Annotated in this window: 15 protein-coding genes and 1 pseudogene; 11 read left to right on the top strand and 5 right to left on the bottom strand. The window is 72.3% G+C overall.

What is annotated here, in order from left to right:
• Positions 1-113: 113 nt before the first annotated feature.
• Together fdxA and dapC are read left to right on the top strand one after the other, a co-directional pair.
• A complete protein-coding gene (gene fdxA, locus ACIODU_RS26535; protein WP_003985062.1) occupies positions 114-434 on the top strand; it encodes a ferredoxin in 321 nt (106 codons plus the stop codon).
• A 99-nt stretch (positions 435-533) separates the two neighbouring features.
• Positions 534-1628, top strand: a complete 1095-nt coding sequence (gene dapC / locus ACIODU_RS26530) for a succinyldiaminopimelate transaminase (RefSeq protein ID WP_401770328.1) — start codon at positions 534-536, stop codon at positions 1626-1628.
• A gap of 122 nt (positions 1629-1750) precedes the next feature.
• On the opposite strand, the gene ACIODU_RS26525 is transcribed toward dapC, so the two are convergent.
• Positions 1751-2218: an ATP-binding protein gene (locus tag ACIODU_RS26525; RefSeq protein WP_401770325.1), complete on the bottom strand. Its 468-nt coding sequence runs from the start codon at positions 2216-2218 to the stop codon at positions 1751-1753.
• Positions 2219-2506: 288 nt separating this feature from the next.
• Positions 2507-3502 carry a hypothetical protein gene (locus ACIODU_RS26520; protein ID WP_401770323.1) on the bottom strand — a complete coding sequence of 332 codons (996 nt, stop codon included), beginning with the start codon at positions 3500-3502 and terminating at the stop codon, positions 2507-2509.
• Between the two features lie 91 nt (positions 3503-3593).
• Between ACIODU_RS26520 and dapE the strand changes: the two genes are divergently transcribed.
• A complete protein-coding gene (dapE, locus tag ACIODU_RS26515; RefSeq protein WP_401770320.1) occupies positions 3594-4673 on the top strand; it encodes a succinyl-diaminopimelate desuccinylase in 1080 nt (359 codons plus the stop codon).
• 136 nt (positions 4674-4809) lie between these two features.
• Positions 4810-5559: a TIGR00730 family Rossman fold protein gene (locus ACIODU_RS26510; protein ID WP_356430944.1), complete on the top strand. Its 750-nt coding sequence runs from the start codon at positions 4810-4812 to the stop codon at positions 5557-5559.
• Between the two features lie 5 nt (positions 5560-5564).
• Here ACIODU_RS26510 and folP read toward each other — a convergent pair whose 3' ends face one another.
• Positions 5565-6434, bottom strand: a complete 870-nt coding sequence (gene folP / locus ACIODU_RS26505; RefSeq protein WP_401770316.1) for a dihydropteroate synthase — start codon at positions 6432-6434, stop codon at positions 5565-5567.
• Between the two features lie 172 nt (positions 6435-6606).
• Here folP and ACIODU_RS26500 point away from each other — a divergent pair, with 172 nt between their 5' ends.
• Positions 6607-6960: a DivIVA domain-containing protein gene (locus tag ACIODU_RS26500; protein ID WP_356430947.1), complete on the top strand. Its 354-nt coding sequence runs from the start codon at positions 6607-6609 to the stop codon at positions 6958-6960.
• Entirely contained in the window at positions 6957-7538 is a 582-nt protein-coding gene (locus tag ACIODU_RS26495) for a DNA-3-methyladenine glycosylase I (RefSeq protein WP_401770313.1), read from the top strand. Before ACIODU_RS26500 ends, ACIODU_RS26495 begins: the two co-directional genes overlap by 4 nt.
• A gap of 798 nt (positions 7539-8336) precedes the next feature.
• Here ACIODU_RS26495 and ACIODU_RS26490 read toward each other — a convergent pair.
• Positions 8337-9140, bottom strand: a complete 804-nt coding sequence (locus ACIODU_RS26490) for an enoyl-CoA hydratase/isomerase family protein (protein ID WP_401770311.1) — start codon at positions 9138-9140, stop codon at positions 8337-8339.
• 319 nt (positions 9141-9459) lie between these two features.
• Between ACIODU_RS26490 and ACIODU_RS26485 the strand changes: the two genes are divergently transcribed.
• On the top strand, positions 9460-9627 hold the full coding sequence (locus ACIODU_RS26485; RefSeq protein WP_003966491.1) for a DUF3117 domain-containing protein: 168 nt from the start codon (positions 9460-9462) through the stop codon (positions 9625-9627).
• A 135-nt stretch (positions 9628-9762) separates the two neighbouring features.
• Here the strand turns inward: ACIODU_RS26485 and ACIODU_RS26480 are convergent.
• Positions 9763-10429 (bottom strand): annotated as a pseudogene (locus ACIODU_RS26480) (O-methyltransferase).
• A gap of 141 nt (positions 10430-10570) precedes the next feature.
• Here ACIODU_RS26480 and sigE point away from each other — a divergent pair.
• The 4 genes from sigE (at position 10571) to ACIODU_RS26460 (ending at position 14436) form a co-directional block, all read left to right on the top strand.
• Entirely contained in the window at positions 10571-11329 is a 759-nt protein-coding gene (gene sigE / locus ACIODU_RS26475) for an RNA polymerase sigma factor SigE (protein ID WP_401770308.1), read from the top strand.
• Entirely contained in the window at positions 11326-12183 is an 858-nt protein-coding gene (locus ACIODU_RS26470; RefSeq protein ID WP_401770306.1) for an anti-sigma factor family protein, read from the top strand. The genes sigE and ACIODU_RS26470 overlap by 4 nt, the downstream gene beginning before the upstream one ends.
• 88 nt (positions 12184-12271) lie before the next feature.
• On the top strand, positions 12272-13828 hold the full coding sequence (locus tag ACIODU_RS26465; RefSeq protein WP_401770303.1) for a trypsin-like peptidase domain-containing protein: 1557 nt from the start codon (positions 12272-12274) through the stop codon (positions 13826-13828).
• Positions 13829-13965: 137 nt separating this feature from the next.
• Entirely contained in the window at positions 13966-14436 is a 471-nt protein-coding gene (locus ACIODU_RS26460; protein WP_161308679.1) for a sec-independent translocase, read from the top strand.
• The last annotated feature ends 59 nt before the right edge of the window (positions 14437-14495 follow it).

The raw sequence follows: 14495 nt of genomic DNA, 5'->3' as shown, positions 1-14495 counted from the left end.
GTGCCCAGGAACGGAGATACTAGATGCGGGCATCGACGACGCCGCGCTCCCGCGCGCCCGTGGACGGAGCCGCAGATCGGCCCGCCGCCGCCCTATCGAGGAGGAACGACAGCGTGACCTACGTCATCGCGCAGCCTTGTGTCGACGTCAAGGACAAGGCGTGCATCGAGGAGTGCCCGGTCGACTGCATCTACGAGGGCTCCCGGTCCTTGTACATCCACCCGGACGAATGCGTCGACTGCGGAGCCTGTGAGCCGGTCTGTCCGGTCGAGGCCATCTTCTACGAGGACGACACCCCCGAGGAGTGGAAGGACTACTACAAGGCGAACGTGGAGTTCTTCGACGAGCTCGGGTCGCCGGGTGGAGCGTCCAAGCTCGGCCTCATCGAGCGGGACCACCCCTTCATCGCCGCGCTGCCGCCGCAGAACGGCTGACGGCGCGCCCCCGGTCCCCGTACGGCGCGCCCGCCGTACGGGGCCGCCGTGTTTCCCGTGGCCGGCGCGTGTCCGTCCGTACGAGAAAGAGTGAGCACCGTGTCCGCAGTCTCTTCGCGTCTCCCCGTCTTCCCCTGGGACAAGCTGGAGCCCTACAAGGCGACGGCCGCGGCCCATCCGGACGGGATCGTGGACCTGTCCGTGGGCACGCCGGTCGACCCGGTCCCCGAGGCGGTCCGGCGGGCCCTGGCCGGGGCCGCGAACTCCCCCGGGTATCCGACGGTGTGGGGGACGGCGGAGCTGCGGGACGCGCTCACCGGATGGGCGGAACGGCGGCTCGGCGCGCGCGGGGTGACCCACTCGAACGTGTTGCCGGTGGTCGGCTCCAAGGAACTGGTCGCCTGGCTGCCGACGCAGCTCGGCCTCGGCGCGGGCGACCGCGTCGCCTACCCCCGGCTCGCCTACCCGACGTACGAGGTCGGGGCGCGGCTCTGCGGCGCGGAGCCCGTACCGTACGACGACCCGACCACGCTGGACCCGGCCGGCCTGCGGCTGCTGTGGCTCAACTCGCCGTCCAACCCGACCGGGGCGGTCCTGGGCCGGGACGAGCTGACCCGGATCGTGGCCTGGGCGCGCGAGCACGGTGTGCTGGTCTTCAGCGACGAGTGCTACCTGGAGCTGGGCTGGGAGGCGGAGCCCGTCTCCGTCCTGCACCCGGACATCTGCGGGGGCTCGTACGACGGCCTTGTCGCCGTCCACTCGCTCTCCAAGCGCTCGAACCTCGCGGGGTACCGCGCGGCCTTCCTGGTCGGTGACGCGGCGGTCCTCGGCGAGCTGCTCCAGATCCGGAAGCACGGCGGGATGATGACCCCCGCGCCCGTACAGGCGGCGACGGTCGCGGCGCTCGCCGACGACACGCACGTACGGGAGCAGCGGGAGCGGTACGCGGCCCGCCGCGACGCCCTGCGCGCCGCGCTGGAGGCGCACGGCTTCCGCATCGACCACAGCGAGGCGAGCCTGTACCTCTGGTCGACGCGGGACGAACCGTGCTGGGACACCGTGGCGCACCTCGCGGAGCTGGGCATCCTGGTGGCGCCCGGGGACTTCTACGGGCCTGCGGGGGAGCGTCATGTACGGGTGGCCCTCACCGCGACCGACGAGCGGATCGAGGCGGCGGTGAAGCGGCTCGGCTGAGCGGCCGGCACGTGTGACGGCTCGGCTGAACGGTCCGGCACGTCTGAAGGGGCCCGGGGAGCTGTCCAAGCTCCCCGGGCCCCTTCACGCCGTCACGGACGCGCCTCGCGCGCCCGGCGCGGTCAGCCGATCGGCAGGCCACCGACCGGCAGCCCGCCGGTGGGGAGGCCCGAGGTGGGGAGACCCGAGGTGGGCAGGCCGCCGAGCATGGAGGCGGGGGCGGCGCTGCCGGAGGCGGCCGACGCGGTCTCGCCCAGGGCCTCGCCCGCGCTGCCCGCGGCGTCACCGGCCAGCTTCTGCGCGGCGGGCGTCAGGGTCTTGCCTGCCGCACCGACGGTCTTGCCCGCGGCGGGGACGGTCTTCTTGACCGCCTGGCTGCCGGCTTCGCCCGCCACGGCGGTGGTCGTCCGGGCGCCGCTGTCGACGGTGTCACCCACGGCGGCGCCGTCGAGCGCGCTGATGGCGCCGAGGTCGGTGGTCTGCGGCAGCGCCGCGGCGCCTGCGGAGCCGGCCGCACCGACCACGGGAGCTGCGCCCGCCGCGACGAGCAGCGCGGCACGGGCGATCCGACGGGTCAGGGGGAGGGACATGATGCTCCTTTGACGGGAGAGAAACAGTGCTTGTCCGTCGATCGGACACTGTGACAACCCCTCGAAGGGCGGCGGAAGTTGCGGTGCGCCCGGGTAAAGAGTTGGTAATGCGCCGCTGGGTCCGCCCCGGATAAAAACGGGCAAACAAGTGTGTTCCGGCGCGGGCGGCGAACCGTCACTTCACGCGCGCCGCAAGGGAAGTGACCCGGACGGCCCACGCCGTTCGATTCATAGGGAGAAAGGGGATTCCGGCGGACCCCGGGGGACTCGTGCGGGTGACGGGCCGAACTACCGTGCGGTACGGATCTGGACGTTCGCGGCGCCCTTCGCCGCCTCGCCGGACCCCGCCCCGTCGTCCGTACGCCAGCCCTGCCCCGCGTCCTTCGCGCTCCACACCCGGCCCGCGTAGGACACCTCGTCGATCCGCAGGACCGCCGCCTGCGCCACCGCCCACTGCGCCAGCTCCCAGCCGCGCCGCGCCGTCGCCCCGCCCTTCGCCGTACCGCCGGCCGCGTCCGTGTCCCCGGCGTTCCCGGCGTTCCCGGCCTCGGACTTCACGACCGACCCCACCGGCACGAACACCTCATGGGCGGGCGCCCCCGCCGACACGCTCGCGTCCTTGGGAAGGACGCCGGGACCGAACGACCGCACCAGCTCCGCCCGTACCTTCGCCGGATCACCCGCCACCGCGCTGTCCAGCGACGAACAGGTCAGCGCCGCCGCCGCCCGGCCGGTCAGCGCCGCCGACAGCAGCGCCGCGTCCGGCTCGTGCTTCGCGTACGCCTGCGGGAAACCACTGCGCTGCACCCGCTGCGCGGCCTCGGTCAGCGGCAGCCGCGAATACCCCGGCACCTTGACCAGGTGGTCGTAGAACTGCCCCGCCGCGTACACCGGATCCTGGATCTGCGCCGTCGTACCCCAGCCCTTGGAGGGGCGCTGCTGGAAGAGGCCCAGCGAGTCGCGGTCGCCGTGCCCCAGATTCCGCAGGGCCGACTCCTGGAGGGCCGTCGCCAGCGCGATCGTCACCGCCCGCTCCGGCAGCCCGCGCGTGGTGCCCACCGCGGAGATCACCGCCGCGTTGGCCGCCTGCTCCGGCGTCATCTCGTACACGGGCCCGCCGTCGCCGCTGCCCGCGCCCGCCGCCCGGACCGTGCACCGGGGCGGGCCGCCGCCCCCGGTCACGTACTGCACCACGACATAGGCCACCAGGCCCAGCAGGACGGCGAAGGCGGCCGCGATCCGCAGGGGGCGACCGCGACGGGAGGGGGAGATGGTGTCGGACACGCGCCCACCGTACTGGAGGGTCCCCCGTCCGGATCTCGTCCGGCAGGGTCCCGTTCCCCCCGCCTCCGACGATTCGTCTAGGGTCCTGTCCATGTCCGACACCGCGCTCGACCTCACCCTGGACGGACCGGCGCTCACCGCCGCCCTCGTCGACTTCCCCTCGGTCAGCGGCGACGAGAAGGCTCTCGCCGACGCGATCGAGCTGGCGCTGCGCCCGCTGGCGCACCTGACCGTCGAGCGGTACGGCAACAACATCGTGGCCCGTACGAACCGGGGCCTCGCCGAGCGGATCATCCTGGCCGGACACATCGACACCGTCCCCATCGCGGACAACGTGCCCTCCCGGCTCGACGACCACGGCATCCTGTGGGGCTGCGGCACCAGCGACATGAAGTCGGGCGTCGCCGTCCAGCTGCGCATCGCCGCTACGGTCCCCGAGCCCAACCGCGACCTCACGTTCCTCTTCTACGACAACGAAGAGGTCGCCGCCGACCTCAACGGCCTCGGGCACGTCGCCGAGGCCCACCCCGACTGGCTGGAGGGCGACTTCGCCCTCCTCCTGGAGCCCTCCGACGGCGAGGTCGAGGGCGGTTGCCAGGGCACCCTGCGGGTCCTCCTCCGTACGGAAGGCGAACGTGCCCACTCCGCGCGCGGCTGGATGGGGTCCAACGCGATCCACGCCGCCGCGCCGATCCTCGACAGGCTCGCCGCGTACGAGCCCCGCAGGCCCGTGATCGACGGACTGGAGTACCGGGAGGGCCTCAACGCGGTACGGATCGAGGGCGGCGTCGCCACCAACGTCATCCCCGACTCCTGCACGGTCACCGTCAACTACCGGTACGCCCCCGACCTCGGCGAGGCGGAGGCCCTGGCCCATGTCCACGAGGTGTTCGCGGACTGCGGTGTCGCGGAGTTCGTCGTGGACGACCACTCCGGGGCGGCCCTCCCCGGGCTCTCCCACCCCGCTGCGGCGGCCTTCATGGCGGCGGTCGGCGGCACGGCACGGCCCAAGTTCGGCTGGACGGACGTGGCGCGCTTCGGCGGGCTCGGGATCCCGGCGGTCAATTACGGCCCCGGCAACCCCCTTTTCGCCCACAAGCGGGACGAGCACGTGGCCGTCGAGCGGATCACCCACTGCGAGAACCGGCTGCGGGAGTGGCTCACCGCCTGACGCGAGGTCGTGTCTTCGCGGGCCGGTGGCGGGAACCCCGGCTCTCCGCCCTGCCGACCACCGGAATTTCGCCATTTGTCACGTCCGTGGACCTACCCTTGCCGAGAACCAAGCACCGCAGCGGAGGGAGCAGCTCATGGGCATGCCTGAGGGAGCGCGAAAGCCGGAGGAGCAGCGGCTCGGACCGGTGATCCGCCGCCGGGAACAGGTACAGGCCGGCACGACCGACCAGCGGCTGCTGGACACCGAGGGCGACTCGGAATGGGTGCACACCGACCCCTGGCGGGTGATGCGCATCCAGTCCGAGTTCGTGGAGGGCTTCGGCGCCCTCGCCGAACTGCCGAGCGCGATCAGCGTCTTCGGCTCCGCCCGCACCCCGGCCGGCACACCCGAGTACGAGGCCGGCACGCGGATCGGCCGCGCCCTGGTCGAGGCGGGATTCGCGGTCATCACGGGCGGCGGCCCGGGCGCCATGGAAGCGGCGAACAAGGGGGCACGCGAGGCGAAGGGCGTCTCCGTCGGCCTCGGGATCGAGCTGCCCTTCGAACAGGGGCTCAACCCGCACGTCGACATCGGCGTGAACTTCCGCTACTTCTTCGTACGCAAGACGATGTTCGTGAAATACGCGCAGGGTTTCGTGGTCCTGCCCGGCGGCCTCGGGACGCTGGACGAACTGTTCGAGGCCCTGACCCTCGTCCAGACACGCAAGGTCACCCGCTTCCCCATCGTGCTCTTCGGTACGGCGTACTGGGGCGGCCTGGTCGAGTGGCTGAGGAACACGGTCGTGGCGCAGGGCAAGGCGTCCGAGAAGGACCTCCTGCTCTTCCACGTCACGGACGACGTGGAAGAAGCGGTGGCGCTGGTCACCAAGGAGACCGGCAAGTAGATGTCCTACGCCAGTCCCCGGCGGGCGACCGCCGGGGGCCGGTGGCCCGCGATGGACGCCACCATGTCCAGCACCTGGCGGGTCTCCGCCACCTCGTGGACGCGGTAGACCCGCGCCCCCAGCCACGCGGACACCGCCGTCGTCGCGAGCGTGCCGATCAGCCGCTCCTTGACCGGCCGGTCGAGGGTCTCCCCGACGAAGTCCTTGTTCGACAGCGACACCAGCACCGGCCAGCCGGTGTCCGCCATCTCCCCGAGCCGCCGGGTCGCCTCCAGCGAGTGCCGGGTGTTCTTCCCGAAGTCGTGGCCCGGATCGATCAGGATCCCGTCCTCCCGCACCCCCAGCGCCCGCGCGCGCTCCGCGAGCCCCAGCGTGACGCGCAGGATGTCCGCCATCACGTCGTCGTACGCGATCCGGTGCGGACGCGTCCGGGGCTCGGCGCCGCCCGCGTGGGTGCACACCAGCCCGACGCCGTACCGCGCGGCGACCTCGGCGAGCTTCGGGTCCACGCCGCCCCACGCGTCGTTCAGCAGATCCGCCCCCGCCTCGCAGACGGCCTCGGCGACCTCGTGGCGCCAGGTGTCCACGCTGATCACCACGTCGGGGTGGCGCCGGCGGACCTCGGCGACGAAGCCGACCGTACGGCGCGCCTCCTCCCCGGCGGTCACCTCGGCACCGGGGCCGGCCTTCACCCCGCCGATGTCGATGATCGCGGCGCCCTGCGCGACGGCGTCCTCCACGCGGTCGAGGGCGGGCCCGTCGCGAAAGGTCGCGCCCCGGTCGTAGAAGGAGTCGGGGGTCCGGTTCACGATCGCCATGATCACCGGCTCCTCCACCCCGAATTCCCGCCGTCCCAGCCGCAGGGTCCCGCGCATGCGTGTTTCCTTCCTCACGTCCACTCGCCTGCGACCTTAGACCGCGGGTCCGCGGGGCGACGGCGGCGCGGGGGCGTCCGGGAGCCGGTGCCCGGGGGTGGCGCCGGGTCGGTCCGTGCCGCGATCCCATGGCACGATCGGCACCGGACGTTTCCTGCCCGGGGAGAAGCACGTGTTCTTGTTCTTGCTCATCACGATGGTCGTGGTCGTCGCCGGGGTCACCCTCGCGGTGGTCGGCGGCGGGGAGCGCGCGGTCCTGCCCGACGTCGCGCCCGAACAGCTGGTGGACCCGCTGCCGGCGACCCGCCCGGTCGGCCGCGCGGACGTCGAGGCGCTGCGGCTGCCCGTCGCGCTGCGCGGCTACCGGATGGCCGACGTGGACGACGCCCTCGGCCGCCTCGGCGCGGAACTCGCGGAGCGCGACGCGCGGATCGCCGAGCTGGAGGCGGCGCTGGCGGGGGCGCAGGCGACGGCGGTCTCCTCGCCCGACCTCTTCAAGAAGCCCGGCTGGGAGGGCCCCCGATGACCCGCGCCACGGGCGTGGTGGAGGGCGCGGACGGGCGGCTGCGCTGTCCGTGGGGCACGTCGGCGGAGGACTACGTCACGTACCACGACTCCGAGTGGGGCCGGCCCGTCCACGGCGACGACGCGCTCTTCGAACGGATCTCCCTGGAGGCGTTCCAGTCCGGGCTGTCCTGGATCACGATCCTGCGGCGGCGGGAGGGGTTCCGGGCGGCGTTCGGTTCCTTCCACATCGCGACTGTGGCGAAGTTCACGGACGCGGACCGTACGCGGCTGCTGGCGGACCCGGGGATCATCCGCAACCGCGCGAAGATCGACGCGACGCTGGCGAACGCGGGTGTCCTGGCGGGGTGGTCGCCGGGGGAGCTGGACGCGCTGATCTGGTCCCACGCCCCTGACCCGACGACGCGCGCGGTGCCGCGGACGGGGGCGGATGTTCCGGCGGTGACGGAGGAGTCGACGGCGCTTGCGCGTGCGCTCAAGGGGCGGGGGATCCGTTTTGTGGGCCCGACGACGGCGTATGCGTTGATGCAGGCGTGTGGGCTGGTCAACGATCACGTCCTGGGCTGCGAGTTCCGCTGACCGTCTGTTGTCCTCAATCGCCGGACGGGCTTCTGCGGCCCGGTGCTTGGGCGCGCCTTACTGATGTCCTCAATCGCCGGACGGGCTGGGTGTGTCGTGGTGACGGGGGGCGGGGCCTGCGGAGGTACGTATGTCCGGACTGCATGTTTTACGGCGCGTGCACGGTCTCGTTTTGTTTGACGGTAGTCATGCGCCACAAAACACGCTTTACGTCCGGCCACACGCACCTCCTCCGACCCCACCCCCCTCACGCCGAGGGTGAACTGAACGACCCCGCCGGCACCGGGGTTCCTGCTGCCCGTTGCGCGGGCGCGGCTTACTGATGTCCTCAAACGCCGGACGGGCTGGGGGTGCGTCCGGGCGGGCGCCCGTTGCCGGGTGCGGGTCACCGATGTCCTCAATCGCCGGACGGGCTAAGACCCGGGGTGGGCCGGGGTTGTTTTGACGCGGGCCTGGAAGGGGGACGGGCAGGGGTCGTGTCCGGAACGTAAAGCGTGTTTTGTGTCGCATGGCTACCGTTGAACAAAGCGAGGGCGCCCACGCGACGTAAAACATGCAGTGCAGGACACGACCCCTGACCGGCCCCCGGCGACAACCCGCGCCCGGGGCACCGGGCCGCAGCGGCACCATCAAGCCCGTCCGGCGCTTGAGGACATCAGTGACCCGCACCCGGCACCGGGCGCGCGGGCAAAATCAAGCACGTCCGGCGATTGAGGACATCAGTAAGCCGCGCCCACCACATGGGCGCAGACGCCCGTCCGGCGATTGAGGACAAAAGGCCCGGCCCCGGAGTCGGTGTCAGCGGCCCGAGAACCTTGGCGGCGTCTTCGACAGGAACGCCTCCACCGCCGCCCCATGGTCCTCGGACGAACCCGCCACCGACTGCAACTCCGCCTCCCGAACCACCGCCTCCTCCAACGTCCGCCCCACCCCATACGCCAGCGACTCCTTCAGCGAGGCGTACGCCACCGTCGGCCCGGACGCCAAGGACCGGGCCACCGACACCGCCTCAGCGGCCAGCGAACCCGCCGGCACCACCCGGTGCACCAGCCCCAGCGCGAGCGCCTCCTCCGCCCCCACCGTCCGCGGGAACAGCAGCAGGTCCGCCGCCCGGCCCGCGCCGATCAGGCGCGGCAGCGTCCAGGACACCCCCGAGTCCGCCGTCAGCGCCACCCCCGCGAACGCCGTCGTGAAGGACGACGTGTCCGACACCACGCGGTAGTCCGCCGCCAGGGCGAAGCCGAGGCCCGCCCCCGCCGCGACCCCGTTCACCGCCGCCACCACCGGCTTCCGCATCGTCGCGATCGCGAGGACGATCGGGTTGTAGTGCTCCCGCACCGTCCGCATCGTGTCGTCCGAGCCCCGCTCCCGGTCCGCCGCGCGCAGCGCCATGTGCTCCTTGAGGTCCTGGCCCACCGAGAACGCCCGGTCCCCCGCCGCCGTCAGCAGCACACCCCGTACCGCCGGATCCGCGCCCGCCGTCTCCAGCGTGTCCCGCAGCGCGGCCTTCGTCGCCACGTCGAGCGCGTTCCTGGCCTCGGGCCGGTTGATCGTGATCGTTGCGAGTCCGTCACTCACGTCGTACAGCACGGTGTCGGCCATGATCGGGTCCCTTCGCGGCTCGGGCAGTCCTGTCCGGGTCCAGCATGGCCCAGGAAAGCCGGCCGCCGGGTGCCGCACGGGTCCCGCCCGTGTCCCGCCCGTTCGTACCAGGTCCCGGCGGCGGCGAAGTATCGCAGGCGGATCGCCGAATTGAGTGGTTTTGCGGAAGCGCGTTGCGCAAGCGATGCCGACCGATGTTGGTCATCGGGTCCCGCCATGCGGGATAATGGCCTGGAAGCAATGTGTTCGATGCCGGTGACACAGCGCCTGTCATGGGGCCGCCGGCGGAGATGAGCTGGTTTCAGGAAGGGGAACGAGCATGGCGGCCATGAAGCCGCGGACGGGCGACGGCCCGCTCGAGGTGACCAAGGAGGGGCGGGGCATCGTCATGCGCGTTCCGCTCGAAGGCGGCGGTCGGCTCGTCGTCGAGCTGACCCCGGACGAGGCGGATGCCCTCGGCGACGCTCTCAAGAAGGTCGTCGGCTGAGCGGAACGCACAGTCTTCGGGGTCGTGCGTCATCCCCGGATCGACACCACAGCTGCCCCGGCACGGATCAGGTCCGCGCCGGGGCAGCCCTTTTTCACCCGGACATACAATCTTCACCAAGACATACAAAAGGACTCAGCCGCGGCGGACCGCGCACAGCAGCCCGTCGCCCACCGGCAGCAGCGCCGACTGGAGCTCCTGGCTCTCCCGCACCGCCCGCAGCAGCTCCCGCAGCCGCAGCACCTCCGTCTGCTGCGCCGCGGAGTCGACCGTCCGGCCGTCCGCGAACATGCCCTCGAAGCAGACCAGCCCGCCCGGCCGCAGCAGCCGCAGCGACTCGTCGAGGTAGTCGAGGGACTCCAGCCGGTCCCCGTCGCAGAAGACGAGGTCGTACCCGCCGTCCGCGAGCCGGGGCAGGACGTCGAGGGCGCGGCCGGGGATGAAGCGCGCGCGGTTGCCGGTGAAGCCGGCCGCGCGGAAGGTCTGCCGGGCGAACTGCTGGCGCTCCGGTTCGGTGTCGACCGTGGTCAGCACGCCGTCGGGCCGCATGCCCTGGAGCAGGTACGTCCCTGAGACACCCGTCCCGGTGCCGATCTCGGCCACCGATTTCGCGTCCAGGGTGGCGGCGAGCAGACGCAGCGCGGCACCGGTGCCCGGTGACACCGAGCGAAGCCCCGTCTCATGGGCCCTGTCGCGGGCCCAGTGGAGTGCTTCGTCCTCGGCGACGTAGGCGTCGGAGAACGCCCAGCTCGTCTGCCGGTTGGCGGTAATGACCCTCTCCTTGTCCCCGTTGGCGGCGCAACGGTGACTGTATCCGCTGCGCCCGGGAACCCGCAGATGGGACCGGACGTTATGAGGGGGCGGGCGGCAGGGGGAAGAGCGGCCGGGATCGGCCCCATATTCACGTAAAGATTCTTATCCGGAGCTAACGGGCGAGGTGGCTATGGTAGGGGCTCGACTGGACACCACCAGAGCCGATAGGGGAGGTGCGGCTGAGCCTGTGGATCGGGGAGGAGTGCTCCGGCGCTTCCTCGGGTCGGCGGGTGAGCCGAGATCCGTGACCAACTTCGCTGACCGTTCTCGCTCCAACGACTCCGCAGTTACGGCGACTTTCGCATCGGATGCGGACGCGCAGGCGTGGACGCCCCCCAGCTGGGAGGAGATCGTCAGCACGCACAGCGGACGTGTCTACCGCCTCGCCTACCGGCTGACGGGCAACCAGCACGACGCGGAGGACCTGACCCAGGAAGTGTTCGTCCGGGTCTTCCGATCACTGTCGACCTACACCCCCGGCACGTTCGAGGGCTGGCTGCACCGCATCACCACCAACCTCTTCCTCGACATGGTCCGCCGCAAGCAGCGGATCCGGTTCGACGCGCTCGGTGACGACGCGGCGGAGCGGCTGCCCAGCCGTGAGCCGTCCCCGCAGCAGGTCTTCCACGACACCCACTTCGACGCGGACGTCCAGCAGGCGCTGGACACCCTCGCGCCCGAGTTCCGTGCCGCGGTGGTGCTCTGTGACATCGAGGGACTGTCGTACGAGGAGATCGCGGCGACGCTCGGGGTGAAGCTCGGCACCGTGCGCAGCCGGATCCACCGCGGGCGTTCCCACCTGCGCAAGGCCCTCCAGCACCGTTCGCCCGAGGCCCGGGCCGAGCAGCGTGCCTTCGTGAGTGTGGCCGGGGAGGGCGGACCGGCGTGAGTGCCACCAGCCCGACCCCCGCCGAACAGCATCTGGGGGACCGACTCGCCGCCCTCGTGGACGGGGAGCTGGACCATGACGCGCGTGAGCGCGTGCTGGCCCACCTCGCGACCTGTGCCAAGTGCAAGGCGGAGGCCGACGCCCAGCGCCGGCTCAAGAACGTGTTCGCGCAGGCCGCCGGACCCGCGATGTCCGCGGGCCTGCTCGCCAGACTCCAGGGGCTGCCCGGCGGCGGTTCCTCCGGCCGGGACGACGACGACCCCCGTCGCGGCCTCTTCGACGGGGGCACGTTCGGGAACGGCGTGTTCGGAGTGGGCTCGGGCGGGTTCGGATACGAACCGGCCGCGGCGCACTCCGGAATGGTCCCGGGCGGCTCCGGATTCCGTATCCACGAGGTCGGACGCGAGGCGGCGGAGCGCTCCCCGTGGCGCGCACGGCGGTTCGCGTTCGCCGCGGCGAGCGCGGTGTCGTTCGCCGCGATGGCGCTCGGCGGTTCCGTGCCGCTGGGCACGGCGGCCGACGTGCTGCCCCGTGGCGCGGGCAACAGCGTGACGCCCCTGCGCGCCCCGGCGGGCAACACGGCCCCGGCGCCCCTCGGCGCGGAGACCGGCCGCCGCTTCGGCGGTGGGCCGCCCTCGGTGTCGCTGGTCCGGCAGGCCCCCTCGGCGCCTCCCGGGATGCTCAACAGCCCGTATCTGAGCAGCCCGTATCTGACGACGCCGTCCCTGGCGCCGTACCTGCAACCCACGGGCCCGGCCCTCCAGGTCGACGCGCCCTCCGGGACGAGCCCGACGGCGACCCCCCGCCCGTCCCAGCTCGCGGCTCCGACCGGTCCGCTCTCGTCCGCCCGCTGACCGCGTCCTGCGCACCGATTCGTAAACCTGGTTGAATCCTCCCAGGGGTGCCCCCGTCGGGGCGCGGAGCGGCAGTTGCGGGGAGAGCATGGACGACGGGAAGCCCACCGGATCCAAGGCGGCGTGGTGGAGCCGACCCGCGCCGGGCCGGGTGCCGGAGCAGGGGCCACAGCCGGACCCCCGGCCGTCCCACGAGCCACCGGGACACGCACCTGGAGACGCACGGCCGTCCCCCGAAGCAGAGGGACACCCGGGGCCGGCGCCCGAGCCGCGGCAGCACGGACAGCCGCTGCACGAGCCCGACGCCTACAGCACCCCGCCCTACGGCGGCCCGGGCCCCTGGGCGCCCGCGCCGCAGGTACCGCTGCCGACCCCCGCGCACGGCGTGTTCCTGCCCCCGGCGGACCAGCGACCGGGCGAGCAGCCCCCGGCCGGTCCGGGCGGCCCCGGCCTCCCCGGAGGCCCGCAGTGGGGCCCGTACGACCCCTGGGGCGTCCCCGGACCGCAGCCGTTCACCGACCACGGCACCCCGCCGCGCCCGCGCAGGCGGGTCGGGATCGTCGGGGCCCTGCTGTTCGCGCTGCTCACCGGCATCGTCGGCGGCGCGGTCGGCGCGAACGTGGAACGCAACAACGGCTTCGGCAGCGTCGAACTCCCGCAGGCCGGACCCGACCTCGGCGACCGCGCCCCCGACAGCGTCGCCGGGATCGCCGCCAGCGCCCTGCCCAGCGTCGTCACCCTGCATGTCAGCGGCGCCGACGAGCAGGGCACCGGCACGGGCTTCGTCCTCGACCGGCAGGGCCACATCCTGACGAACAACCACGTCGTCCAGCCGGCGGGCGCCTCCGGCGAGATCTCCGTCACGTTCAGCGGCGGCGAGACCGCGCGGGCGAAGATCGTCGGCAAGGACAGCGGGTACGACCTCGCGGTCGTGAAGGTCTCCGGCGTCTCCGGCCTCAAGCCGCTGCCGCTCGGCAACTCCGACAACGTCCGGGTCGGCGACCCGGTGGTCGCCATCGGCGCCCCCTTCGACCTCTCCAACACCGTGACGTCCGGGATCATCAGCGCCAAGGAGCGCCCCATCACCGCGGGCGGCGAGAGCGGCGACGGCAGTGACGTCAGCTACGTGGACGCGCTCCAGACCGACGCCCCGATCAACCCCGGCAACTCGGGCGGCCCGCTGGTGGACAGCAAGGCCCGGGTCATCGGCATCAACAGCGCCATCCGCGCCGCCGACACCGGCGGCGCCACCGAGGGCGGCCAGGCCGGCTCCATAGGGCTCGGCTTCGCCATACCGATCAACCAGGGCAAGCGGGTCGCCGAAGAACTCATCAACACCGGCAAGGCCGCCCACCCCGTGATCGGTGTGAGCCTCGACATGGAGTACACCGGCGACGGCGCCCGCGTCGGCGAGAAGGCGGCGGACGGCAGCCCGTCGGTGGTGCCCGGCGGCGGCGCCGCGAAGGCCGGCATCCGGCCCGGGGACGTCATCACGGAGGTGGACGGCCAGCGGGTGCACGGCGGCCAGGAGCTGATCGTCAAGATCCGCGCCCACCGCCCCGGCGACCGGCTGGCACTGACCCTGCTGCGCGGCGGCAGGGAGCGGACCGTGAACCTGACCCTCGGATCCGCCGACGGCACCTGACGGCCACCGGAAGGTACCGCCCGGACAGTTCGGGCAGGTACCGTGGAACGGCCCGGCACCCGAGCCCCCTCAGGTCAGGACATAACGGTCATGGCCCGGGGCCCGGAGACCACACGGAGAACACGAGGAGCAGCTAGGTGTTCAATGACATAGGACCGCTTGAGCTGGTCACGCTCGTCGTCCTCGCCGTGCTCGTCTTCGGTCCCGAGAAGCTGCCCAAGGTCATCCAGGACGCCACCCGGTTCATCCGGAAGATCCGTGAGTTCTCCGACAGCGCCAAGGAGGACATCAAGTCGGAGCTGGGCCCGGAGTTCAAGGACTTCGAGTTCGAGGACCTCAACCCGAAGACGTTCGTGCGCAAGCACCTCACGGACGGCGACGAGGACACCTTCGGCCTCAAGGAGATCCGCAGCTCGTTCGACCTCCGCAAGGAGATCACGGACGTCGCCGACGCGGTGAACAGCCGCGAGGACGCCGCGGCGGCCAAGGACACGCCCGTGGCGGCCACGTCCGCGGTGAACGGTTCCGGGGGCACGCCGGACCTGCTGAAGAAGCGCGAAAACCCCGATCGGGACGACCGGCCCCCCTTCGACGCAGACGCCACCTGAGTACGACCAATCCCAACGAGTCGGGACCGGGTGGCTATCCTCCATCTGTCCGGCAGTGA

The sequence above is a fragment of the Streptomyces sp. NPDC088261 genome, assembly GCF_044740805.1.
Classification (GTDB): domain Bacteria; phylum Actinomycetota; class Actinomycetes; order Streptomycetales; family Streptomycetaceae; genus Streptomyces.
Note: the sequence above shows the minus strand (reverse complement) of the source record. Positions and strands in the feature narration are given on the sequence as shown.